At 57.3% G+C, this 24,495-nt stretch carries 15 protein-coding genes and 12 pseudogenes; 14 read left to right on the top strand and 13 right to left on the bottom strand.

What is annotated here, in order from left to right:
* Positions 1-10 precede the first annotated feature (10 nt).
* Positions 11-918, top strand: a pseudogene (locus NB311A_RS22520) (IS3 family transposase); the annotation flags it as partial.
* A 214-nt stretch (positions 919-1,132) separates the two neighbouring features.
* On the opposite strand, the gene NB311A_RS19665 reads toward NB311A_RS22520, so the two are convergent.
* Complete coding sequence (locus tag NB311A_RS19665) at positions 1,133-2,014, bottom strand: methyltransferase domain-containing protein (RefSeq protein WP_131522891.1); 882 nt, start codon at positions 2,012-2,014, stop codon at positions 1,133-1,135.
* A gap of 104 nt (positions 2,015-2,118) precedes the next feature.
* Positions 2,119-3,269 (bottom strand): annotated as a pseudogene (locus NB311A_RS07565) (IS3 family transposase).
* A gap of 170 nt (positions 3,270-3,439) precedes the next feature.
* Here NB311A_RS07565 and NB311A_RS07555 point away from each other — a divergent pair.
* Positions 3,440-3,786 (top strand): annotated as a pseudogene (locus NB311A_RS07555) (transposase); the annotation flags it as partial.
* 164 nt (positions 3,787-3,950) lie between these two features.
* Positions 3,951-4,445, top strand: a pseudogene (locus tag NB311A_RS07550) (transposase); the annotation flags it as partial.
* A gap of 367 nt (positions 4,446-4,812) precedes the next feature.
* Here NB311A_RS07550 and NB311A_RS23085 read toward each other — a convergent pair.
* The gene (locus NB311A_RS23085; protein ID WP_371256476.1) at positions 4,813-4,881 is read right to left on the bottom strand and encodes a hypothetical protein; all 69 of its coding nucleotides are present in this window, start codon (positions 4,879-4,881) and stop codon (positions 4,813-4,815) included.
* A gap of 415 nt (positions 4,882-5,296) precedes the next feature.
* Here NB311A_RS23085 and NB311A_RS07545 point away from each other — a divergent pair, with 415 nt between their 5' ends.
* Positions 5,297-6,121, top strand: a complete 825-nt coding sequence (locus NB311A_RS07545) for an IS5 family transposase (RefSeq protein ID WP_116394730.1) — start codon at positions 5,297-5,299, stop codon at positions 6,119-6,121.
* 332 nt (positions 6,122-6,453) lie between these two features.
* On the opposite strand, the gene NB311A_RS07540 is transcribed toward NB311A_RS07545, so the two are convergent.
* A complete protein-coding gene (locus NB311A_RS07540) occupies positions 6,454-7,650 on the bottom strand; it encodes a glycosyltransferase family 4 protein (RefSeq protein ID WP_009797916.1) in 1,197 nt (398 codons plus the stop codon).
* Between the two features lie 183 nt (positions 7,651-7,833).
* A complete protein-coding gene (locus NB311A_RS20255) occupies positions 7,834-8,640 on the bottom strand; it encodes a bifunctional 2-polyprenyl-6-hydroxyphenol methylase/3-demethylubiquinol 3-O-methyltransferase UbiG (protein WP_165475239.1) in 807 nt (268 codons plus the stop codon).
* Positions 8,641-9,163: 523 nt separating this feature from the next.
* Between NB311A_RS20255 and NB311A_RS07535 the strand changes: the two are divergent.
* Positions 9,164-9,427: pseudogene (locus NB311A_RS07535) on the top strand (transposase); the annotation flags it as partial.
* A gap of 235 nt (positions 9,428-9,662) precedes the next feature.
* Here NB311A_RS07535 and NB311A_RS23080 read toward each other — a convergent pair.
* Positions 9,663-10,268, bottom strand: coding sequence for an IS110 family transposase (locus NB311A_RS23080; RefSeq protein WP_371256473.1), 606 nt, complete (start codon positions 10,266-10,268; stop codon positions 9,663-9,665).
* Positions 10,169-10,711 carry an IS110 family transposase gene (locus NB311A_RS23075; protein ID WP_009797913.1) on the bottom strand — a complete coding sequence of 181 codons (543 nt, stop codon included), beginning with the start codon at positions 10,709-10,711 and terminating at the stop codon, positions 10,169-10,171. Before NB311A_RS23075 ends, NB311A_RS23080 begins: the two co-directional genes overlap by 100 nt.
* A gap of 72 nt (positions 10,712-10,783) precedes the next feature.
* Between NB311A_RS23075 and NB311A_RS07525 the strand changes: the two are divergent.
* The 4 genes and pseudogenes from NB311A_RS07525 to NB311A_RS19660 all read left to right on the top strand — a co-directional run.
* Positions 10,784-11,598 (top strand): annotated as a pseudogene (locus NB311A_RS07525) (IS3 family transposase); the annotation flags it as partial.
* A gap of 419 nt (positions 11,599-12,017) precedes the next feature.
* Positions 12,018-13,100 carry an acyltransferase gene (locus NB311A_RS20245; protein ID WP_083780405.1) on the top strand — a complete coding sequence of 361 codons (1,083 nt, stop codon included), beginning with the start codon at positions 12,018-12,020 and terminating at the stop codon, positions 13,098-13,100.
* A gap of 704 nt (positions 13,101-13,804) precedes the next feature.
* On the top strand, positions 13,805-14,524 hold the full coding sequence (locus tag NB311A_RS07520) for an FkbM family methyltransferase (protein WP_009797909.1): 720 nt from the start codon (positions 13,805-13,807) through the stop codon (positions 14,522-14,524).
* Positions 14,525-15,337: 813 nt separating this feature from the next.
* Entirely contained in the window at positions 15,338-16,057 is a 720-nt protein-coding gene (locus tag NB311A_RS19660) for a class I SAM-dependent methyltransferase (protein ID WP_131522890.1), read from the top strand.
* Here the strand turns inward: NB311A_RS19660 and NB311A_RS20240 are convergent.
* The 4 genes and pseudogenes from NB311A_RS20240 to NB311A_RS23065 form a co-directional block, all read right to left on the bottom strand.
* Positions 16,054-16,260 (bottom strand): annotated as a pseudogene (locus NB311A_RS20240) (IS3 family transposase); the annotation flags it as partial. The gene NB311A_RS19660 and the pseudogene NB311A_RS20240 overlap by 4 nt on opposite strands.
* A 78-nt stretch (positions 16,261-16,338) precedes the next feature.
* A pseudogene (locus NB311A_RS21255) lies at positions 16,339-16,607 on the bottom strand (integrase core domain-containing protein); the annotation flags it as partial.
* 29 nt (positions 16,608-16,636) lie between these two features.
* Entirely contained in the window at positions 16,637-17,233 is a 597-nt protein-coding gene (locus tag NB311A_RS23070; protein WP_371256480.1) for a hypothetical protein, read from the bottom strand.
* 113 nt (positions 17,234-17,346) lie between these two features.
* A pseudogene (locus tag NB311A_RS23065) lies at positions 17,347-17,988 on the bottom strand (ISL3 family transposase); the annotation flags it as partial.
* A gap of 167 nt (positions 17,989-18,155) precedes the next feature.
* Between NB311A_RS23065 and NB311A_RS20225 the strand changes: the two are divergent.
* A pseudogene (locus NB311A_RS20225) lies at positions 18,156-18,419 on the top strand (transposase); the annotation flags it as partial.
* 343 nt (positions 18,420-18,762) lie between these two features.
* Here NB311A_RS20225 and NB311A_RS20220 read toward each other — a convergent pair.
* Positions 18,763-19,493, bottom strand: a protein-coding gene (locus NB311A_RS20220) for an IS5 family transposase (RefSeq protein ID WP_371256474.1) whose coding sequence is annotated in 2 segments (ribosomal slippage) — positions 18,763-19,191 and positions 19,194-19,493 — 729 coding nt in all. Because the reading frame shifts where the segments join, the coding sequence is not laid out codon by codon here.
* Positions 19,494-19,566: 73 nt separating this feature from the next.
* Here NB311A_RS20220 and NB311A_RS21070 point away from each other — a divergent pair.
* Positions 19,567-20,378, top strand: a pseudogene (locus NB311A_RS21070) (IS3 family transposase); the annotation flags it as partial.
* Positions 20,379-20,604: 226 nt separating this feature from the next.
* Here the strand turns inward: NB311A_RS21070 and NB311A_RS07475 are convergent.
* Positions 20,605-21,892 (bottom strand): annotated as a pseudogene (locus tag NB311A_RS07475) (IS110 family transposase).
* Between the two features lie 194 nt (positions 21,893-22,086).
* On the opposite strand from NB311A_RS07475, the gene NB311A_RS07470 reads away from it, so the two are divergent.
* The 3 genes from NB311A_RS07470 (at position 22,087) to NB311A_RS07460 (ending at position 24,483) form a co-directional block, all read left to right on the top strand.
* The gene (locus NB311A_RS07470; protein ID WP_009797898.1) at positions 22,087-22,527 is read left to right on the top strand and encodes a transposase; all 441 of its coding nucleotides are present in this window, start codon (positions 22,087-22,089) and stop codon (positions 22,525-22,527) included.
* The gene (gene tnpB / locus NB311A_RS07465) at positions 22,524-22,880 is read left to right on the top strand and encodes an IS66 family insertion sequence element accessory protein TnpB (protein ID WP_040674336.1); all 357 of its coding nucleotides are present in this window, start codon (positions 22,524-22,526) and stop codon (positions 22,878-22,880) included. The genes NB311A_RS07470 and tnpB overlap by 4 nt, the downstream gene beginning before the upstream one ends.
* 70 nt (positions 22,881-22,950) lie before the next feature.
* On the top strand, positions 22,951-24,483 hold the full coding sequence (locus tag NB311A_RS07460; RefSeq protein WP_009797884.1) for an IS66-like element ISNisp6 family transposase: 1,533 nt from the start codon (positions 22,951-22,953) through the stop codon (positions 24,481-24,483).
* Positions 24,484-24,495 lie beyond the last annotated feature (12 nt).

Below are 24,495 nucleotides of genomic sequence, written 5' to 3'. Positions count from 1 at the left end.
CATCTCATTAATGGTGACGCCCGATGCGAAGCGGAAAGCGGTGGCTTGCGCCTGCGAGGTGCATGGGGTGAGCCAGCGTCGGGCGTGCCAGGCTCTAAGCATCGACCGTTCAACGGTGCGCTACACCAGCATCCGTCCGGACGACGGTCCGTTGCGCGATGCGATGAAGGCCGTGGCGGCGGAGCGCCGGCGGTTCGGCTACAGCAGGATCCACATCATGCTGGAGCGGCAGGGTATCGTGATGAACCAGAAGAAGCTGCGGCGCCTCTACCGGGAGGAGAAGCTGCAGGTGCGCCGGCGCGGCGGCCGCAAGCGGGCCTTGGGCACACGCAGGCCGATGCTCATGCCCGATCGTGCCGACGCAAGGTGGAGCCTGGACTTCGTCTCCGACACCTTCACCGACGGTCGGCGCTTCCGGGTGCTCGCCGTGGTCGACGACTATACGCGGGAGTGCCTGGCACTGATCGCCGATACATCGCTTTCCGGCCTGCGCGTCGTGCGTGAACCGGACGCCATCATCCGCTGGCGCGGCCGGCCCGCCACGATCGTCTCGACAACGGCACCGAGCTGACCTCGATGGCAGTCCTGCGATGGTGCCAACACACCGGCGTCGAATGGCACTACATCGCGCCGGGAAAGCCTACCCAGAACGCCTTCGTAGATAGCTTCAACGGGCGCTTTCGGGACGAATGCCTCAATGACACGCTCTACTCGACGCTGTCCGAGGCGCGCAGCACCATCAGTTCATGGAGGGAGGATTACAACCAACACCGACAACATTCGGCACTCGGCAACATCACACCCGCCGAGTTCGCAACGAAATCCACGCTGGAAAAACAGGCCGCACAAGGCCAAAACGAAAACCAGGACTCTCCCTCAAGCTGGAGGAGACTAGGGTCTCGGGTCATCCCGCAATGAAGCTTTCCACGAAGGCTCCCCTGCGGCTTGCTCGGTGCGATGTAGTACGCTTGCTGCTGACTCGGCACCCTTCGAATTGAGGTCCTTCTACATGGCATTGTCGAGCATCGCCTCGACCAACGGCTTCTTCAGTTAGTGGTCAAGGCGTGGCTCTTGAATGGGATTTCGAGGCGCTGAGAAATCGGAAAGTCAGATACTCATGAAAACCTGACCGTTACTTGCTCCAAACGGTTTTAGATGGCTGAGACCAGTCTCCTACAGGATGATAAAACTTTCTATTCGATAGTTTTGACATTCTCCTCCACTTTTTAACAACGCGGCGTTGCCTTAACCTGTTCAGCACTGAACTTATTCTCGCGATAGACTCAGGCGCGAGCTTTGATCTTAGAAGAGATTTCAATCTTCCGTCGCACTCAGTTTTTTGTGTCCAGAATTCGACGTAGTCGCTCTGTTGCGGCACGCCTACCTGCTTAGGGGTAGGTGCAATCTTACGGGCGTGAACCATGAGAACTGCCGGGGCGCTGTCCATTAGTTCTACTCGACAGTGAGCGGATGCGGGGTCTCTGACGTGGTAGTATCGTCCTTTGCTTGCGATGAAGAGTCGCTCTAGCTCAAAACCGTTCTCGGGAACTAAGCTTCGGAAAAAAAGTTCGGGGCTGAATTGATAGAACCCATGCCCGCACTGATTATTCGCGGGGGTTCGAAATGCCAAATGGCCACCAACTTTGACCATCCGCATCGCGTTGGTGAGTGCCGCTGGGTAATCAAACACATGTTCGAGCGTCCCTCCATCCCACACAATATCGAACTTCTCATTCAATTTCTCGGGCACAGAATTGTTTAGGTCGTGAATTATAGTGGCGTTCTCGTAAGCGGACGCGTCGATGCTATCGACCGAAAATCCGAGAGGTTCTAGGACATCTTCGGCAAATAAAATCGCCTTTTCTGGTAACCGAACAGAGGGTTGGCCGTATTCTCGAAGGGTCCTGTCTAATTCGGAACGAGACATAAAGAGATTGAGATGCCCCAGCGTGCATATCGATGTCCCGGAGATACCAGACAGAAGAAATTTTAGATCTGAAATGTCAAACCCCATCCGAAACTCGTCCTCTTCCCTACATTGCAGAACCCACAACGCTATCCTACAATGCCCCGTTAAGTCTATTACCTTGGCCTGCACCCGGTTCAGTTGACACCGACTTAGACGAATCCGGCTCTCTGTTCGAACTCCATCGGGCTTAGATATCCGATTGTCGAGTGCCTGCGCTTCAGATTGTAGAAGCGCTCAATATAATCGAAGACGTCAGCTCTTGCCTCATCTCTCGTTCGATAGATCTTCCGCGCGGTGCGTTCGGTCTTGAGCGAGGAGAAGAAGCTCTCCATCGCCGCATTGTCCCAGACGTTGCCTGAACGGCTCATCGAGCAGACGACGCCGTGATCGGCCATCAGCCGCTGGAACTGCTCGCTGGTGTACTGGCTGCCGCGGTCGGAATGATGCAGCAGGGCATCGAGCTTGCCGCGCCGCCAGATCGCCATCGCCAGCGCATCGGTGACGAGCTGGGCAGTCATTCACGCGCTCATCGACCAGCCCACCACGCGACGCGAGAACAGATCGATCACAGCGGCAACATAGAGCCACCCTTCTGCGGTCCAGACATAGGTGAAGTCGGCGATCCATTTGCGGTTGGGTGCGGTTGCTTCGAAGCTACGATCAAGCACATTTGGTGCGACGCCGGTGGATTGCCGTTCGCCGAGATCAGGCGGCAGCCGCCGCCGGCGCGGACGGGCCTTGAATGCCTGCAGCCGGATCAATCGTTCGACCCGGTGCAGCCCGCAAGACATGCCCTCAGCGACGAGATCGCGCCATATCCTCCGCGCCCCGTAGGTTCGGTCACTCGCCAGGAAGCTCGCACGAACCCTGGCGCCAAGGTCTTCATCATCACAGCTGTGCTGGCTGCGCGGTCGTGTCAGCCACGCATAGAATCCGCCTCGCGAGACACCGAGCGCCTCGCACATCCAGTCCACGGCCCAAATCCCCCGGTGCTTCGCAATGAAGGAGAACTTCACGTTGCTTCCTTCGCGAAGTAGGCCGCGGCATTTTTTAGAATATCCCGTTCAGCCTTGAGCCTGGTCACCTCGCGCTTCAATCGCGCAATCTCCAACTGCTCCGGCCTCATCTGGCCTTGACCAGGGAACGCATGCTGCGGATCGTCCGCAAACTTCACCCAATCCCGCAACTGCGTCGGGTGCACACCCAGATCGTCTGACGCCTGCGCACACGAGACGCCTCGTTCCTTGATCAGCCGTACCGCCTCAAGCTTGAACTCCCTCGTAAACTGCCGTCGCTCCATGACACACCTCCAGCTCCAGTAAACACCTTAACTTGGTGTCTTCGGAACCGGGTGCAGGCCACCTGACGAATATTTTAGGCTGGTGTCCGGCGTCAGCGCTGATAGGACCAAAGCGGTTTAACTGCGAACGGAGGATTTTTGGTTCATCGTAGCCTTTCAAAGGAGCGAAGATGAGACAGAAATCCGGGACAGGGAAAGCGCCAGCGGAGCAGGTCATTAAGGGCATCCGCCGTGCGACCCGCAAGCAGTATTCGGCCGAAGAGAAGATCAGCATCGTATTGGAATGCCTACGCGGTGAGGAGTCGATCGCCGCGCTGTACCGTCGCGAAGGCATCGCTGAGAGCCTGTATTATAACTGCTCGAAGGAGTTCCTGGAGCCGGCAAGAAACGGCTTGCCGGCGATACGGCGCGGGCGGCCACCAGCGACGAGGTGAAAGTGCTGCGCAAGGAGGCGCGCGATCTCAAAGAGGTCGTCGCCGAACAGGCGCTGGAGCTGCGGCTGCTTAAAAAAACGTATGGCCCGCCCGCCTGCAAGAGTATTTTACGGTGTTCTGAGCAGTCTGCGTCAACGTATACGGTGTCATGGGCATGCCCATGGCCAAGATGGACATCCGCGCGTTTAGAGCCTCATAAGCATGTCGGCACCGGATGTGCCATTTTTTAATCGGGATTTCCAAACGCGAACCGTTACTGGAGGCCCGCGACAAGTTGCGCGAAGAACATAATCGGCTACATCGGAAGGTTCTGGCGTTGACCCGGCATGATGCCGTTTGCGGCCGCTTGATGACAATACCCGGCGTCGGGCCCGTGGTAGCGCTTGCCTTCATCAGCACCATCGACGTGCCGTCACGCTTCCGCAACTCCAAAGCCGTCGGCCCGGCGCTGGGTCTGACACCGGCGCTCCATCAGTCGGATGAAAGCACGCGGGTGGGCCGCATCTCGCTCTGCGGCAATGGGATGATGCGCACGTTGCTCTACGAAGCGGCCCAGGTGATGCTAACCCGCGTCAAGAAATGGTCCTGGCTGAAAGCGTGGGCAATGAACGTTGCCAAACGGCGCGGCCAGCAGAAAGCTATCGTCGCTTTGGCGCGCCGCCTTGCTGTCGTCATGCACCGGATATGGATCGACGGCACCAAGTTCCATTGGACAAGGGAGGTCGCCCAAACAGCCATCTGAGTCAGTCAATAAAAGTACGGTGCTCACCGGCGGACGATGTCCCGCGGGACGGTGAGTGAAGTGAGTTTGTGGAGGCTCTTGTACCGGCGGCATTGCTGTCAGGACGCGAGTCAGATTGTGCTGCTTCATTCTTTCTGATCCCATACTGGGAGGGCTAATAAGCCAATCCCGAAGAGAAGCGAGGCCCGCGAGAGAGATCAATCGGTGAGACGGAAGGCTCGAAGGAACTTGACCTCAACACGCCGAATAGAGAAGAGCCTCCGTTAGCTCACACCGCCGACGGTCCAAAAATCCCCGACGACGGACACTGTTGTGGTTGTGGCGGCCGGTAGCTCGGAGTGCAGTAGGATCGTGTTGAGTGCTTGCATCATTGTTCGATGACGACACTGGCCTTCAGGCTGTAGAAGATTTCACCGTTCAGGCATTCGTCGCGCAGCTCGCCATTGAATGACTCGCAGTATCCGCTCCCTATAAGCTGCTCGGGGCAATAGAGTGTCTTTGCTTCGAGCTTTGCGAACTAGTTCCGCACAATCCTGGCCGTCATCTTCGCGCGGTTGGCCGTCGGATGTGTTCAGCATCGCCTTTGGCAAGCATCACCTCGGCCATTGTCTCGATGACACCGAAACTGTTATTCCCGCGAGCCACGAATGGCTGGGCATTCCCGCGTGGAACTTGTCGATCAAAGTAATGGGCCGCAACTTGCGCCCATCGTAGCTCCGCGCCTCGACGAAGTTGTAAGCTCCAGACGTGGCTACGAAGCTGCGGCCTCCTGCTCTAGATCCTTAGAGCCTGTTTGAAAATTGGGCTGGGCCGAGATTCCGGTGTCGTTGCGAATATGATTCACACTTCGGATGTGGACACGCAAGCAGCGAGGCCGAATGGCCAAGATCGCCCGGAAGACCAAGCGCTACCCGTCTGACCTGACGGACGAGGAATGGGAGCGGATCGCGCCGCTGATGCCGAAGCCCGGACGCAGGGGGCGGCCGCGGGAGATCGAATTTCGCGAAGTGATCAACGCGGTACGGTATCTGGTGCGCTCGGGCTGCGGCTGGCGGATGCTGCCCGTGCATTTCGGCCATTGGCGGACGGTCTACGGCTGGTTCCGCGAACTGGCGCGGCGCTTCCTGTTCCAAACGATCCATGACATCGAACTCATGCTCGACCGGGAAAGGCAAGGTCGCGAAGCCAGCCCGTCTGCTGCGGTGATCGACAGCCAGTCGGTCAAAGCGCCGCATGGCGAGACGCGCGGCTATGACGCCGGCAAGAAGATCGTCGGGCGCAAGCGCCATATCGCGGTCGACACCGACGGGCGGCTGTTGATGGTCAATCTGACGACCGCCGATATCTCCGACAGCGCCGGAGCGCAGGCGATCCTCAATACGATCCGCAAACGCTGGCCGTGGGTGAAACATCTCTTCGCCGATGCCGCTTACGACCGGCTGCAGTTGATGGACAAGGCCACCTATCTACGGTTCGTGATCGAAATCATCCGTCGCCGCGACGGTCAGAAGGGCTTCGAAGTCCTACCGCGTCGCTGGGTCGTCGAACGAACTTTCGGTTGGATGATCCGTTGGCGCAGGCTCGTTCGCGACTACGAGCGCCGCATCGACGTCTCAACCGCCATGATCCACGTCGCCATGGGCGGCGTCCTCATCCGCAGAAACGCTCATCCCTGATTTTCCAAACGGGCTCTTAGCGCTTCGTCTGATCGAGCTCAAGACCGCGGTATTCGCCAGCGATATAACTCTGCTGCGAAATTCCGGCTTAACGGCAGACCACTGGCGCCCCTTACCGTGCGACATCAGCACACTTCAATCAGACGGAGCACTATCACGATCTGCTCCGCGATGAGCCTTTCCTTCGGCATAACCATAGCTCCCTTCCAGGCTCAATTTCTCATGGAGCTTAGTTCAAGAATCCAGGTCAGGTTACCAGCACACTCAGGCATTGCCGCCCTTGCCGATGAAATCGAACAGGCCGTCGATTGCGGACGGCGCGCGTGACGGACTTAAATAGCTTTAGCGAAAACTTCTTCGAAATCCCGAAGCGGGGTCCAGTTAGGGAGCGAAAAAGCAAGCAGCCGGTCGAGGGCCGCCGGTAAGCTGTTTGACCTATCAAAGAATTGTCCAGCTAGATTCGCGCAATCTGACTTAATGCGGAGACGTCTGTCGGGATCGTTCATAAGGGAGACAATGGCTTGCGCATAACTACTCGGTTGGTTTGGCTTAGCCTCAATTATTGCAGGACCTAAAGAATCGAAAGCGTTGCTCAATTTGCTGGTGATTATAGGAAGGCCAAAGAGGGCTGCCTCGATGCAAACTTTTGGGAGACCTTCGGAAAAGTCTGTTCTGGTTGGGACTAAAACGGCGTCTGATCTTTGATATACCCTGAGAAGGTCGGGCCGCCTCAGGGCGCCGTGGATCGTTATTAGATTATCCAATCCCCTTTCAAGAACGGTCCGGCGTAGGCTTACTAGTGCGGGGCCATCCCCACAGACATCGATTCTCACGGGCTTGGCCGAGAGCAGTTCTGCGATCTCTATAAGATCAAATGCTCCCTTATTCTCTGCGATGCGACCCACAAACGCGACCCGAAAGAGATTTCGGTCGGTTGATATTGATGAAACATAACCATCGTCTCTAAACTGAGCCTTGTATCCAAAAAACGGAATGCAATAATTTGCCGATTGTTTGACTTGGCGACCGCATTCTTCCGAAACGCCGATGGCTCCCGCGCACAGCCAGCGAAAGAAGTAGCTATCTAGTTTCCGCAATACTCGTTTGGTTGCGCTGGGTTCCGGGTATCCGGTTGGCCAAAGCGTATTGTGAAAGTCAACAGCGACGGCGATGCCCACAATTCTAAAGGCCGTTAGTGCAAAATAATGGGCGCTACCGGAATTTATGAGCGCGAAATCAGCGCCGAAGCGTTTTGCTCTGTAAGCTAGGTAGAAGGCTCTAAAAACCATTGAGAGGTGATACGGAAGGCGGGGCATCGGTCGATTTTCAACCGTCAGGACGCCGTCGGAAAATTCATCTGATCTCAAATTTTGAGAGACCGCCAGCGTATCTATATTTCGTACGCGACAATACTCTAAGAGCGGGCCAGAATAGGTGATAGCAGTCTCAGATTCGATTACGCGACCGGCGATTTGTTGCCTATGAGCGGCCACGATATCGCCCGGACCAAGAGCGGCGAACAGCTTCACGGGACTTAATCGGGCCGGTTTGGCTCGGCGGTCTCGGAAAATCCTTCCCAGACATCGAGCGCCGCTCCGACGAGTAACACCGCGAATGGAATTAATATGATTTCAGATAGGCGCATTAGATACCACATCATGATGATTGAACGATCCTGCTTTGCGTCACCGTGAACAACCGCGATGTTCTAATTATGTAACAAACTCTGTAATTATAGCTTCTCCTGCGCATCTTCGATCCATAAGCTTCGCGTACCAGCCCGCCAACGGTTTTAATATGCCGGATCCATGGGAGATTTTTCGAGGAATCATCCATTTGTAACGGAAATACTGGGCCAAGCTCGTTTCAACAAGATGAGGAATCGAAAGGGTCTCCTGAGTGCGTACCTTTAGATTTGCGAGTTCGCCTGCGGTTCTCAAACTGGTCGGGCTGAATTGCATCAGATGATATGGCAAGTCTGAACTATGCCATCGGCGTTTTAGAGCTCTAGCAGGAGGGTAAGCTGCGTTTGGAACAGCTATCCAAATAAATCCATTGGGGGCCAGTAGCTTTCTCATGGCGCTAAACGACGCAACAGGATCTGGAACATGCTCCATTACGTGATGAGACGTAATGATATCGAAGGTGTCCGTGGTTTGTTGAGCGAACGCTTCGATAGTTCCGCAGAATACTTTCAGACCCTGGCTCCTAGCGACCCCAGACGCGTATTCACTGGGCTCGATGCCTTCACCGAGCGCTCCAAGCTTATTGGCAATTCTTAAAAATGAGCCGGCACCGCAACCGGCATCTAGCAAACGCTTGCCGGTCGGCAACGGAATGCCTCGCAATTTGCCCGTCTGTTGGGCTCCCCGAATGACATCTTCGTCACCCGCCTCGGTACCGTGATTGGGGCTATAAGCACCATAACAATTATCATAGTAAATCTTCAGGTCATCCCAAGAAGGCTGAGGATTAATGAAGTGGTGAGTGCACGAACCGCACGCTGAAACGGACCACATCCTGGTATCCTGGCCGCGTGTCGTGGGAGCCTTAAAAGCAAATTGGGTAAGCTTGGAGCGGCAAACCGGACAGCGTGAAAGCACTTTCAATTTAAGCTCCCGATTTATTTGTCGAGCCATGCTACTCCACATTGCCCAGTTAAATCTAGGTGCTGTATCAGCGTGTCCGTCTCGAGCCGAAGCAGCTGGAGTCTACCAGGCTGACCTTTGGCCTCCAGCTTTGCTCGCTTCTTCTTGGCGCGCCTTGACGATCTCGCGGCCGCCGGTCGCGTTGTGCACGATTGTGCCGGATGATCTGGATCATCCAACGCCTTGCCGAACGGAGCCAGACAGTTTGGCGCTGTTGCTTCCAGCCTTGCCGTGGCTGCATTGTCGCGGCGCAGCTTTCTGGTTCCTCAAGTTCCAAAATTCGGTACGTAACGTGCGCGGATGGTGTTCCTTGAATTGCCGGTCATAGGCTCTGACCTGAGACCCTGAACTTCCTCCAGAATTGGGTAGAGTCCGTCGATCACGGAGACGGACGATGCGCGCCTCGCGGTTCACTGAGGAACAGATCATCGGGATGCTGAAGGAGCAGGAAGCCGGAGCGAAGACGACGGAGGTCTGCCGCAAGCATGGTATCTCGGCTGCGACCTTCTACAAGTTCAAGGCGAAGTTCGGCGGGATGGATGTGTCCGACGCCCGTCGCCTGAAGGCGCTGGAGGACGAGAATGCCCGGCTGAAGAAGCTCTTGGCCGAGCAGATGCTCGACAATGCGATTCTGAAGGATGTCACCTCAAAAAATGTATGGTCCGCCCCGGCGTTGCAAGGGATTTGGATTTCTGTCGGGCGCAGTTTGCGTAAATGTATCCGGCCTCTCGCGAGTGAGCTGCTGTTGCAGCCAGGCCATGATGAGATGCGCGCCGGTTGTTCCCAATAAATCGTACGGGCCATGATGCCCGTTTTTTGACAGGGCTTACAACCAGCGGATGGACTGTTCCGACATCACTCCTTGACCCCGCAACCTGACGAGAACGCGATGATCAAGCCCGGGCCGGATCAACGCGCTCATAAAGATTGCCCGGCCGCGTGAGCACGGCCCACGCCATCCGAGCGATTTTGTTGGCGAAAGCGACAACAACCTTGTTGCGATGCATCCGCTGTTCGAGCCGGCCGATCCACTCACCCATACGGTCGCGCTCACGGTTCAGGTGGGCGATGCATGAGCGTGCGCCATGGATGATGAGGCGCCGCAGGTACGGGTTGCCGCGCTTGCTGATCCCCAGCAGCGTGGTCCTCCCGCCTGTCGAGTTTTGGCGTGGAACGAGCCCGAGCCATGCCGCAAGGTCACGCGCCTTGCGGAACTGCCGTCCATCTCCGATTGCGGCAAGCAGGGCCGTTGCTCCCAGTGGCCCAATCCCGGGGATCGACATCAGCCGGCGCGCTGCGTCGACGCGATCGGCGATCGCTTCGACCTGCCGGCTGACGGTGGCGAGCCGCGCGTCGACGACGACGAACTCGTCCCAGAGTTCCCGCAGCATCGTGCGCATCATCGGTGTGAGGTCGTTGGTCTCGTCGGCAAGGATGCGCGCCATGTCGAGCTTGAAGACGCCAGCCCCTGGCCGCATCGCGATTCCATATCCAGACAAAAGGCGCGCATCTGACAGATAAGCTGTATTCTGTTTGCGGAGATCCGGTCTCGGATCCGATGAAGCGCCTGCAGATCGATTTGCGCTTCCTGCCTGATCTCTACAAAGCGCATCGTCGGACGGACCACCGCTTCGGCAATCGCCTCTGCGTCACGCGCGTCGTTCTTATTCGATTTGACGAAAGGCTTCACGAACTGCGCTGGGATAATCCGCACTGTGTGGCCCATCGCAGCCAATTTGCGCGCCAGCCATTGGGCGCCCGGACAAGTTTCCATCCCGATCAAGGCGCGAGGCGCCTGCTCGAAGAACGGCAGGATCGTATAACGGGTTAGCTTGACGCGGCGTATCGGCTTGCCGGATGCATCGGCTGCCATGCCGTCGAAGCGGGTCTTTCCGAGATCAATGCCGAAGACGGCGGCATCGACAGAGTGGCTTCTGGACATATCGGCTCCTTCAGTTGGGAATCAACCAGCTGCATCATCGCAGCCGGAGAGCCGGGGCGGGCCATCTCATTAATGGTGACGCCCGATGCGAAGCGGAAAGCGGTGGCTTGCGCCTGCGAGGTGCATGGGGTGAGCCAGCGTCGGGCGTGCCAGGCTCTAAGCATCGACCGTTCAACGGTGCGCTACACCAGCATCCGTCCGGACGACGGTCCGTTGCGCGATGCGATGAAGGCCGTGGCGGCGGAGCGCCGGCGGTTCGGCTACAGCAGGATCCACATCATGCTGGAGCGGCAGGGTATCGTGATGAACCAGAAGAAGCTGCGGCGCCTCTACCGGGAGGAGAAGCTGCAGGTGCGCCGGCGCGGCGGCCGCAAGCGGGCCTTGGGCACACGCAGGCCGATGCTCATGCCCGATCGTGCCGACGCAAGGTGGAGCCTGGACTTCGTCTCCGACACCTTCACCGACGGTCGGCGCTTCCGGGTGCTCGCCGTGGTCGACGACTATACGCGGGAGTGCCTGGCACTGATCGCCGATACATCGCTTTCCGGCCTGCGCGTCGTGCGTGAACCGGACGCCATCATCCGCTGGCGCGGCCGGCCCGCCACGATCGTCTCGACAACGGCACCGAGCTGACCTCGATGGCAGTCCTGCGATGGTGCCAACACACCGGCGTCGAATGGCACTACATCGCGCCGGGAAAGCCTACCCAGAACGCCTTCGTAGATAGCTTCAACGGGCGCTTTCGGGACGAATGCCTCAATGACACGCTCTACTCGACGCTGTCCGAGGCGCGCAGCACCATCAGTTCATGGAGGGAGGATTACAACCAACACCGACAACATTCGGCACTCGGCAACATCACACCCGCCGAGTTCGCAACGAAATCCACGCTGGAAAAACAGGCCGCACAAGGCCAAAACGAAAACCAGGACTCTCCCTCAAGCTGGAGGAGACTAGGGTCTCGGGTCAAAAGGAAAAAGGCCTCGTCCATAGCAAACAAGGGTCCGCACGAAGGCGGCCCTCACCGTCCTCAACACGAGCTTCTGATCCAGGCGGAAGACCCGAACATTATCTACTGGGTCATCGAACCGATGCCCTCACGGCCCTAGCTGACAGAGGTTCTTCCACCTGGCACCCGCCCCTCGACGAAGGGCCGGTAATCGGAACCGCTTTTGACGACGGCGTGCAGCTAGATGATCCTTGGAGCTCAAGCCATTATCGACCACCGCCGCTGCTGCATACATCCACACCCAACTGCTCCAACGAGTGTGCTATCGTGCACTGGTCTCCATCTACCATTCAATATATGCGTCCGGATATCATAGACGGTTTCAAAAATAGCGTGATGAGTGAAACACGAACTTCAATGCTATCCGTTCAATATTTGCGGGCCTTCGCAGCGTTGCTCGTCGTTTGGTTTCACGCCTCATCGCAATGGTCCCGCATTTCGGGTGTGCCGGTAAGTTTTCCAGAATCTGGCGGCCAATACGGTGTCGATATTTTCTTCGTCGTCTCTGGGTTCATCATGTGGATCACAACATCAGAGACCACCAGCCCGGTGACTTTTCTCTATCGACGGTTCACGCGTATAGTTCCGCTTTATTGGTTGGCGACATCAATTCTTATCTTGATCGCATATGTTGCCCCTCAACTGCTCTCAACAACAAAAATCGACTTGTTTCACACAACAACTTCTTTCCTATTTTTGCCATGGCATCATCCCGTGACGGGATCGATAGCACCATTAATAATTCCGGGCTGGACTCTCAATTACGAAATGACATTTTATTTACTTTTTGCATTTTGCTTATTATTACCTCGCACGTGGCTTCCTATCGCGGTTACAACAATACTAACAGCGCTTGTTACGATCGGCGCAATCTTTCGCTTCTCGTCTGCTGCTGGAATTTTTTATACCAATAATATCGTTCTTGAGTTTGCAATAGGTGTCGCCGTCGGGCAGTGGTTTTCCCGAGAGGGCTCCTCTTTTTGGTTGTCCATCTCAATCCTAGTGGGATGCTTAATACTGATTAATTTTCAAATCCTGCAACTCTCACATTTGTCCCGAAGTGTCAAAATTGGCCTTCCTGCTGCGCTGATCTTGTTCGGCTGTGTCTTTGCCGAGCTCACCTTTTCAGCTCCCAGATGTAGAGTCCTGTTGTTCTTAGGCGCGGCATCCTATTCTGTATATCTAACTCACTTCGCAACTCTTCCCATAGTGCGGAAGTTTTGGTTGGCGGTTGGATATTCAGAAGTGTCCTTCGGGTGGGTGTTTATTCTTGTTTCAGTCATTTTTTCCACTGTTGGCGGACTTATTTGCTATCTGTTGATTGAAAAGCCTCTTTTGGCTTTATTCAGACAATCTAGGGTCCGGGCTCATAACCAGTAACTGACCATCGCAGCGATGCAGACTGCTGCGAGGAAATTGATTGCGAGACGATTTGACCCGAGACCCTAGTCTCCTCCAGCTTGAGGGAGAGTCCTGGGTTTCGTTTTGGCCTTATGCGGCCTGTTTTTCCAGCTGGTCCCAGGTTCTCGAGGCCGGCAAAAGGCCGTCGGCGTGCCACCGCGATTTTTCGGCGAGGTGAAGGTTCTTCGTAGTAAAGCACAACTTGGACGAGCAGAATCGGCTGCTCCAAAAACATGATGGAAATTGGGAAGGAGAGGCAGTAGTTGTCCCGCCTCCGAGAAGGCCAATTCATCGAGTTAGTTAAACAGTCACCCTGGTGACCAAGCGCAACTCAACAAACTTGGTGTCTACCGCGCCAAGGTATATATGTATCGTATGGTCGCTACCGCTTCCGTGCAAAAACTGGCGCTACGACAACGTGGATCTGCTATCACGCCGCAAAACACACGGATCGGCTCGCGCGGTCTTATACCTTAGTAGCAGCTAAGCCACCACCTGCTTTATGGTGCGATGTGGGTAGCGTGGTGAACTTTGTCGGAAGTAAAAGAAATATTTGAGGTCAAATGCCATCGTTAGCGCGACGAGTAGCCTCTCTGTTGGACGGACCCGGCCGCCGTGGACTCCTCGCTAAAGCGGCCTCGCAATGGTCGCGCCACGCCACCGGCACATCGATTCAGAGTGTAATGTATGACGAAATGTGGATTGATGTCGTCGACGGCGTTTACCTGCCCAGGTCCGCGCAGTTCGAGTATTTTGGATACGACATTCGACATATGGCGAAGCGCGCCCGTGAGAGACTGGCGGGCTCTCTGGACTACTGGACGCACCTTTACCGACCCAGTCCTGGAGACACCATCATAGACGTTGGCGCTGGCGTCGGCGTGGACGCGCTAACGCTGTCTCCATTGATCGCCGGTGGAACTATTCATTCAATTGAAGCTCACCCGTGGACTTTCTCGGCCTTAGAAAAGACATGCGAACTTAATGGCCTCAAGAACGTCAGGACGTACAATCTAGCCATTTCGGATAAGCTCGGCACGGTATGGATCAATTCGCTTCGCCACAATGAAAGCAACAGCATAAAAAATGTGAACGGAAATGGCCATTCGACCGCAGTACAGGCAATAGAGCTTGATAGGTTTGTCAAGCAGCATCAAATTGAAAAAATCAATTTACTTAAGATGAACATCGAGGGAGCTGAGGAACTAGCGATTAAGGGTATGCTCAATTCAATCAAGATGGCCAAGTATGTCGTGATCGCTTGTCACGATTTTAAGGATGGCGAGTTAGGGACCAAAAAGCCTGTCAAGGAGTTCTTGAATGCTAGCGGCTTTCATATCATCGAAAGGTCCGATGATCCGCGGGACTATGTACGAGATCATGTACATGGTATTAGGTTGTGATAGGCATTGCCGCTTGCTCTGCTTCAGAGCGTTTTGGAACTACCCATCCAAGCGTGCCTGACTACAATCTAACCAATGCGTTGCGAAGCGGTCGATGTATAGATTGTGGCGACTCCAGTACTAAGCTTGCCAAGCGAAAGTCCGCTGCGGAGGATGTGTCGAACCGACGCTATAGAAGCTTTTCTGAACGAGGCTGGTTCAATACATTCTAAGCCTCGCCCGCCTCTTGCGCCGGGTCGGCCGAAGCTCCTCGTCTTCGAACCCCTGAATGACGGATCGTGCGCTCGGCATTGGTCGGGTACTCGAGCCATGTCTGATCTGCGTTCGTCGATCGGCGCCCCACATGGCAGAAGTTTCAATGCTTGTCGAAGTTCACCCGAGAATTCTGGCGATCCGGATTGATCGCAAACTCAAGTCGACCAACATCGCCTCTTATCGGACCTGTTCATGCTCCGCCGCGCCCAGCCACGTTCGTTCTGATCGGCGAGTTTAGGGATCAGGGCGGTGCGCGATTGCAGCTTTCGGCGAACGCCGCGTTCGTCGAGCCCAGAAGCCCTTGGGAAAATATGGCTTTGCGAGAGCTTCAGCTTGAAACTTTGCGACTGTGATTTAGGAGTGGAAGTGATACCCTATGCTCAGCCTAAGCAATCAAGCAGACGACGGTAAGCGCGCTGCGGACCTTCGCGCCCCACGGGGTCTACGGCATGGTAGGCGTAAACTGCTTCCCGTTATGATCGACGCAGTTGCTGTTGCAGTAGTTGCTGAATCGAATAGAGCAGGGTGAGTAACGTAGTCAGAAGTCGGAGTTTCGTCTTGAAAATTCCTTTGTCACGTACCAGCGCAAGACTGATTCACAGTCTAAAAGGCTTTGTTTTCGACAAAGCCAACTTCCAAAAAATGGTTGACCTTCGCCAAAAGCATGAACTCGAAGATTCGATGGGCTTTCGCGGACAATGGGACAGTCACCGAAAGTTTCAGATTGATTTCTTGAGAAACAACGGACTAACGCCGTCGAGTACATTTCTTGAATTGGGTTGCGGTCCTCTAACGGCCGGGATTCCGGTGATGGATTACCTGGAACCAAATAAATACGTCGGCGTGGACATTAGGGCATCTGTGCTAAATTTGGCATGGCGGGAAGTCGGTAAGGCCGGACTGAGCAGCAAAAATCCACGCCTAATATGTTCATCATCATTTGGTTCAGACATTCTTTCACGAGATCATACCTTTGATATTATCTATAGTTTTAGCGTCCTTTACCACCTCAACGACGAAGTTTTGGACGACTTTTTTTCTGAGGTTAGTCGGCGGCTTGCGGCGGGTGGAAAATGCTTTGCTAACGTTAACGACCACCTCGAAAGCGATAAGTGGTTAGAGTTTCCTTTTGTTAAACGAGGCATTGAGACATACCGCGCTGCGGCTGCGAAGCATGGGCTTAATACAACAAAGCTTGGAACTATTCATAGTCTGGGCTTTGGCGGACCCGGTACCGAGAAGCTAAACCCCTTGCTGATATTCTCACGGCGGACCTAGGTGTTTGGTCCCGGCATTTTCTGAAACGGGTTTAGTTTGAATCGCTTGGGTTCGCTTGTCCAGCATTTGCAGATGAACTCGTAAGGCGTGAGGCCTTTGAGGGTTTTCAGCCTTCGACCGAAATTGTAAGCGTCGACGAAATTAGCGAGATGGCGTCGCAGTTGGTCGTGGCTGTCGTAGTGATAGCGTTTGACGGTGGCTTTGACCCGAGACCCTAGTCTCCTCCAGCTTGAGGGAGAGTCCTGGTTTTCGTTTTGGCCTTGTGCGGCCTGTTTTTCCAGCGTGGATTTCGTTGCGAACTCGGCGGGTGTGATGTTGCCGAGTGCCGAATGTGGTCGGTGTTGGTTGTAATCCTCCCTCCATGAACTGATGGTGCTGCGCGCCTCGGACAGCGTCGAGTAGAGCGTGTCATTGAGGCATTCGTCCCGAAGCGCCCGTTGAAGCTATCTACGAAGGCGTTCTGGGTAGGCTTTCCCGGCGCGATGTAGTGCCATTCGACGCCGGTGTGTTGGCACCATCGCAGGACTGCCATCGAGGTCAGCTCGGTGCCGTAGCACCTACGGAAGGACTGAGGAGAGGTCACTGAGCAGCGGTGCGCGCAGCCTTTTGCTGCATGGCGGCACGGACGGCGGCCTTGTCCCTAATGATGCCACTCGCAAAGGAACCGATCAGGCTCAAGCTGGCGGTGGCGATCCAAGGATCGAGATCAGCGACAAGCTTCTTGCGCACCATGGTCTGGAAGCTTTCGACGAGCATGCGGGCTTCGACGAGTGTGGGAATGCGCGCCTCGATGGCGGCGATGGTGACCGTATCTGCTTTGCTGAGATTGTCGCGCGCCGTGGTCATCAATCGTGAGATTGTTCTCGCGGATGGCACTTTTTGCAGTTGTTGATTGGTCGCCTTCTCGGCCCGTCGTCGCCGTGTCGTCCACTCACTGACGACACGCAAGGAGCCTTGGAAGCCTTGCCCTTGTAAACGATGCCAGAGCTCTGCGCCGTTACGGCAGCCCCCGCTCCATTGCGCATCCAGAAAAAGCAAGTGGGCATCGAGCGTGCTTTGCCGTGTCCGGAAGACATCCGTACTCTCGCCGCGACTGACTTGGCGAACGAGTTTACGGCTGTGTCCTGTTCGACGGACGATCTCCTTGAGTGGCACTGCGTCTCCGACGAGCGCCATGATGGCGGCATTCGTCTGCTTGCGTCGGAGATACCCTTCATACTGCAGCCTTTCCGCGCAAGTGAGCAGTTTTGGATTGATCGTCGTCGCACCGATTGCGGTGCGGCCGCATGGAACGGCGTACCGCGTTGAGGAACGCCGCGCTTGTTCTCCATCAGGTGCCAACGGTCGGCGACCTGGACGGCGTCGGGCAGCGCCTTTGCCGCGGCCTCACCGTAGCCGCCGCCACGGTCGCGCGATACGACCATGATCTCCGGATGGTCGGAAAGCCAAGCCCGCACCGTTGCAATCTCGCGATCGGGAAGCAGAGTTACGATCCGCCGCCTCTCCAGATCGCACACAATTGTTCCGTAGCGATGGTTCTTGCGAAAAGCCCAGTCGTCAATACCAGCGACGATCAGAGGCTCCGTTCTTGGGCGCGTTCGTCGCCTAACAACCCGCAGCAGAGTATCGTTGCTCACCGGCAGCATCAGTCGCTTGGCAAATCTCGCTGCCGGCCTGCCGCCGAGTGCCAGCCCCAGATGGTGGACGATGCATTCCAGCCGTGCCGTCCGGCGCGACCGGGTCGGGAGAACATCGTCCCCGAACCGTTCTGCGAAAATCCGCCGCCGACAATGACGTATCTCGCAAATGAACCGCCGCGTGATCACGCGGAGGCGTATTTGCTTGCCTGCACATGGCAAATCCGCGACTTGTCTATCGTATCGACTATGGATTCGGCGCGATCTCGCCCCGCACAATGGGCACTCGGCCATGCCGCCGTCGGATCGGACGGCTAAAATAATCGAGTCAGATGAATCACTTACGCTCTCGATAACCAACCCACTCGGCACAAGCGACGAAATTCGAATACCGGCTCGCATGGCGCTGATCCCCCGTTGGAGAACCGCAAGCTCGGCAGAAAACTCATCAGATGTGAGTCAGACCCCTGGTCGTGCGCCGACCGAAGTATGCCTGCTGAGCCTGCGAGACCATGGTGCAGGCACCGGCGCCGGCGCGGCTGGTCGAGGGTGGGCTGCCGACCGAGGCCACTGTGGCGCAGGTGCTCGTCGCCAAATACGCCGATCATCTGCGGCTGTATTGACAAGCCCAGATCTACGCACGCCAGGATATTGATCCGGATCGCTCGACCTTGGCCGATTGGATCGGACGTGCCGCCTTCCTGCTGCGGCCGGTGCATGGCCGAAAAGCCCATCATGCATTAAGACTGAAAACGGAGCACCTCATAGGGGCAGACCATTGGTAATCCCCAACGATTCATTCCGGTCGGAATATGCTCTAGAAGCGCAAATTCTTCAAAGTTGTGGTTGGCTAGCAGATTCTTCAACTTCCTAATCTCGTCTTCAATAGACCTCAGCGCTTAACGTCGTCAATGCCCCACCATGCCGGCAGATCGGTACCGACCTCAGGCTCGCGCAGAATTGTAAAAATCCGATCCGTTTGCGCTTCATCAGCCCGGCCTTCAATCGCGGACGGACTATTTCGACGAAGAAAAGCTCAGTACAACTCACCTCCGCTAGGGTCCGGACTCATAACCAGTAACTGACCACCGCAGCGATGCAGACGGCTGCGAGGAAATTGATTGCGAGACGATCATATCTGGTTGCGATGCGGCGAAAGTCCTTCAGGCGACAGAACATACGCTCGATGGCGTTGCGGCTTCGATAGAGGACGGGCGAAAAGCAATTCTTCCAATGTCGGTTCGCCTTGGGCGGGATGTTCGGCATCGCACCCTTTCCCTCGACCTGTCGGCGGATGGCATCGCTGTCGTAACCCTTGTCGCCGTGCAGGATCGCGGAACGTGGCATCTGTTCGAGCAGAACCGCTCCAGCGGTGCAATCGGCTATCTGACCCCCGGTCAGCAAGAACGCGACGGGACGACACTCCGCGTCGGTTAGAGCATGGATCTTCGTGGTCCGCCCGCCGCGCGATCGGCCGATGGCCTGCTGATGTTCCCCCCTTTGCCGCCAGATGCGCATCGATGCGCCTTCACGGCCGAGCTATCGATCAGGACCTGCGCAGGAGGTCCACCGGCCGTTGCGAGTGCGTGGAATATGTCTACCCATACGCCCTTCGCTGCCCAGCGGACGAAGCGATTGTAGAGTGTTTTGCGCGGACCATAGACCTCCGGCGCATCGATCCAGCGCCCACCGGACTTCAGAACCTGGATAATGCCGCTGATGACGCGCCGATCATCGACCCGCGGCTTGCCGCGCGGATCATTAGGCAGAAGCGGTTTGAGAACAGCGAACTGATTGATCCTGACCCACGAAGCTGGTCCATGTTGAAGGCAATTTTTTCGGGCATTCTGAACCCCACGGAGGGCGGATGCCATGAAACGGAAGCGGTTTTCGGAGGAACAGATTGCCTTTGCGTTGAGGCAGGCAGAGAGCGGGACGACGATTGAGGAGATCTGCCGGAAGATGGGGGTCTCGGAGCCGACATTTTATCGATGGAAGAAAGTCTATGCCGGCATGGGTGTGAGCGAGATCCGGCGGCTGAAGCAGCTTGAGGACGAGAACGCGAAGCTGAAGCGTGTGGTGGCGGATCTGACGCTGGACAAGGCGATGTTGCAGGACGTCCTACGAAAAAAATGGTGAGGCCCGCCGTCCGACGTGAGGTCGTATTCCATCTGCAGAAGGTCTACGATATTGGCGAACGACGGGCCTGCAAAGCGACCGGCTTTCATCGCTCTTCACAACGCTACAAGTCGCGCGGTGATCCGCAAACCGAGCTGCGCATTCGGCTGAAGGATCTGGCGGCCAGCCGGGTGCGCTACGGCTATCGGCGTCTCCACGTCCTGCTGCTGCGCGAGGGCTATCGCTTGAACCACAAACGCACTTACCGGCTGTATCGCGAAGAAGGCCTGTCGATCAGGACAAAAACGCCGAAGCGCAAACGGGCCTGGCGCTATCGTTCCGATCGGCCAAAGATCGCCGCCGTGAACCACTGCTGGGCGATGGACTTCATGTCGGATGCGTTGTTCAACGGCCGCCCGTTCCGGCTTTTGACCGTTGTCGATTGCCACACCCGAGAATCACTTGCGATCGTTCCGAGAACGAACTTCAGAGCCTTCCAGGTCGTCGAGGTTCTTGAGCGGCTGGCAAGGGAGCGCGGCAAGCCAAAGACCATTCGCTGCGACAACGTCCTAAGAGCGGAAGGAAGTGGAGCAGCCGATCAAAGTCTCTCCGTTCGCCAGCATGCTCTCGCTGCGTGACGCTGGTCAAGTCGCAAGGTCGAACCAGGCGGCTTCCGCCGGCAAAGGAAAAGGTCTCGTCCATAGCAAACACAGGGTCCGCACGAAGGCGGCCCTCACCGTCCTCAACACGAGCTTCTGATCCAGGCGGAAGACCCGAACATTATCTACAGGGTCATCGAACAGATGCCCTCACGGCCCTAGCTGACAGAGGTTCTTCCACCTGGCACCCGCCCCTCGACGAAGGGCCGGTAATCGGAACCGCTTTTGACAACGGCGTGCACGACGCGCGCCATCTTGGCGGTAATAGCGGTCATCGCCTTGCGGCGCAGATCGGGATTGTCGCGATCTCTAGCGATGTAGCGTTCGAACTTGTGCCGGAAGCCGTTCTCACGCTGGCGGATGGCAACCTGCCCGGCAATCCATAGGGTGCGGCGCAGCCTGGCATTGCCAAACTTCGAAAGCCGGGTCTGGCCGCGATATTGGCCGGACCGCTGGGTCGACAGATCCAGTCCGCAGAACTTGAGAAACTGGCGATGGTGGTGGAAGCGGCGAAGATCTCCGGCTTCGGCAATGACCGTCAGTGCATTGATCGGCCCGATGCCGGGGATTTGCCGCAGGAGCTGATAATCCTGGCTGTGCCGAAGCAGTTCGTCGGCCTGGGCTTCGATCGCATTGCGTTGCCGGATCAGGCTGCGTGCTTCGGCAATGACCATCCGGAACATGCGGATGGCAGGAGCGTCGAGCGGCAACGGCAGTCCAATCGATGTACGCGCCGTCTGGTAAATATCCATGAGAATCTGCGTCTTGCTGACCTTGCGGCCGACGACATCCCAGGCTGCTTTGACGAACTCCTCCTTTGTCAGCGCCGTGATGTTTGCCGGCGTCGGAAAGGCATCGAGGAAGGCGAAGAACCAATCGCTGCGGCTGTTGCCCCGGAAGCGTTCGATCTCGGGAAAATACAGCGGCAGGTAATGCGTCAGGATGCGGTGCTGGATCTCGGTCTTGGCCCTGGCGATCGCTTCATGCGTCTTCGACAGTTCCTGCACGTCGTTGATGCCGACGCGCAGCGGATCATGGTAGACCTGCGTCGCCCGGATCCTCAGCATGTGCAGGATCACCTGCGCATCCTTAGGATCGTTCTTGTCCCAGCTGTTGTGCAAGGCCTCCCGGGTCCGGGCGAGCGCCAGCGACGACACCAGCTGCACCTCAAAACCCGCTTCAGCCAGCCGCCATGCTATCGGCCGGTGATAGTTCCCAGTCGCCTCAAAAGCGCAGACCACAGGTCGGCCATACGCCTGCAGCATTTCGATCAGCCGATCATGCTCCGCACGGCTGTTGAGGACCGACAGCCGGCGCCGACGTTTATGGCTAGGGGCCTCGATCAGGACTTCGTTGCAAGCCTTGGCAATATCAATGGCTACCAACACCGCATCGGCGAGTATAGCATTTGTACTGGTCATGGTCGGTCTCTCCGGAATGGGTTGTGAACATTCACATTCTAGAGAAACCTTGACTGGCCATGGCCACCTCGACCGGCGCGCGCTTGCAATGAAAGGCTGCGCGCACCGCTCCTTGGTAAGCGCTGTGGTGGCCCCACCTTTTTCTGACGTTGCTGATCAGCGATGGTGAAGATCTCTGAAGGGGAGATCGGCTTGTGTCTACGCTTGACCATACGCTTAAGCCGCAGGATTTGCACCGGCTTGAGGTGATCACGGGCACTGGGCGTCGGCGCCGGTTCTCGGATGATGACAAGGCCCGCATCATCGAAGAGACACTTGTTCCGGGCGCTGTAGTTTCGGAGATTGCGCGCCGTCATGGGTTATCGCCGCAACAGTTGTTCGGCTGGCGCCGTCAAGCACGGCAGCCTGCATCGGCGAGCACCGAGACGTCAGGGCCGCTTTTTGTTCCGGCGCTCGTGGAAGCTACATTGCCGGAGCGCGCGGTTCGCCGCCGCGGTCGCAACCGTGCGCTCGATGAGGATCGTGTTGCTGGAATCATCGAGGTTGAGATTGGCAGCGTGACGGTGCGCGTCGGCCGCGGTGCCGACGCCAGGACGGTCACGGCGGTGATCCGCGCGCTAAAGGCCAGCGCGTGATCGGTCCGACCGGCGCAGTTCGGGTTATGATGGCGACCAAGCCGGTCGACTTCCGGAAGGGTGCCGAGGGTCTCGCGGCTCTGGTGCGAGACGGGATGAAGACCGATCCGTTCTCCGGTGCTGTCTACGTGTTCCGCGCCAAGCGGGCGGACCGTGTGAAGCTGATCTTCTGGGATGGCACTGGTGTCTGCCTGTTTGCCAAGCGGCTCGAAGATGGCGCATTCCGCTGGCCCAATGTACAGGACGGCGTCATGCATTTGACTGCGGCGCAGCTCTCGGCGTTATTGGAAGGTCTCGACTGGCGCCGTGTCCACGTCGCGCGCGAGACGACGGTGCCGACGCAGGCCAGTTGATCTGCGACACAGTGAATCATCTTCATCGGATCGCTCGCGACGCATTGAGGCTCGTGATTTAATTGCTTCCATGACGGCTCTGGCAGACGCGCTTCCCGATGATCCCGGTACGCTGAAGGCGATGCTGCTGGCGGAACGGGCACGCGCCGAACGGTTGGAACAAATCATCAGGGAGTTGCGCCGCCATCGCTTTGGCCGGCGCGCCGAGACGCTGCCGGAAGATCAACTTCTGCTCGGGCTCGAAGAGGTCGAGCAGGCTGCTGCGAGCAGCGAGGCGGCAGGTGAAGCGGTCGCTCCGGCCGAGCGAGCACGTCATGCCGTCAGGCACCGCATGAACCGCGGATCGCTTCCGGCACATCTGCCGCGCATCGAGATGGTGGCCGATATCGAGGACCACAGCTGTCCATGCTGTCGTAACGCGCTGCATCGGATTGGCGAAGACCGGAGCGAGAGACTCGACATGATCCCCGCGCAGCTGCGCGTGCTCGTCGTGCGCCGGCCGAAGTATGCCTGTCGGGCCTGCGAAGAGGTGGTGGTGCAGGCTCCGGCGCCGGCACGGCTGATCGAGGGCGGATTGCCGACCGAAGCGACAGTGGCGCAGGTCCTCGTCTCCAAATACGCCGATCACTTGCCGCTCTACCGCCAATCCCAGATCTACGCCCGGCAGGGCATCATACTCGACCGCTCGACATTGGCCGACTGGGTCGGCCGCGCCGCCTGGTTGCTGCGGCCGGTGCATGAGCGCCTGCTCGCTACTTTGAAGACCTCGACCAAGCTGTTCGCCGACGAGACCACGGCGCCGGTGCTCGATCCCGGCCGCGGGCGGACCAAGATCGGCCAGCTCTGGGCCTACGCACGCGATGATCGCCCTTGGGGCGGGGCCGATCCGCCGGGCGTAGCTTACCTCTATGCGCCCGACCGCAAGGCGGAGCGGCCGATCGCTCATCTCGCCGGCTTCACCGGCATCCTGCAGGTAGACGGCTATGCCGGCTATCGCGCCCTCGCCGAACGCGGCGACGTGCGGCTCGCGTTCTGCTGGGCCCACGTGCGCCGGCGCTTCTACGAGCTTGCCGTCGCCGGTCCGGCGCCGATCGCCAGCGAGGCGCTCAAACGCATTGTCGATCTCTATGCCGTCGAGACCCAATGCCGGGGCCGCTGCGCCGATGAGCGGCGCGCGCTTCGGCAGGAGAAGAGCCGCCCCATTCTGGAAGCCCTCGAACCCTGGCTGCGTGCCAAGCTCGACCTGATCAGCCAGAAGACCAAACTCGCCGAGGCGATCCGCTACGCGCTGTCGCGCTGGGAGGGGCTCACGCGATACCTCAATGACGGCCGCATCGAGATCGATAGCAACATCGTCGAACGCTCAATCCGACCGATTGCGCTCAACCGCAAAAACGCGTTGTTCGCCGGCTCCGACGGCGGCGGCGAGCACTGGGCCGTCATCGCCTCGCTGATCGAGACCTGCAAGCTTTGCAGCATCGAACCGCATAACTATCTGGCCGACGTCATCACCAGGATCGTCAACGGCCATCCCAACAGCCAGATCAACGACCTGCTGCCTTGGGCCTATACCGCTGCGCTGGATACCAGGGAAGTGGCCTGAAAACACCGCTTA

It is taken from the genome of Nitrobacter sp. Nb-311A (genome assembly GCF_000152905.1).
Classification (GTDB): domain Bacteria; phylum Pseudomonadota; class Alphaproteobacteria; order Rhizobiales; family Xanthobacteraceae; genus Nitrobacter.
This window is presented reverse-complemented; position numbering and strand designations above follow the sequence as displayed.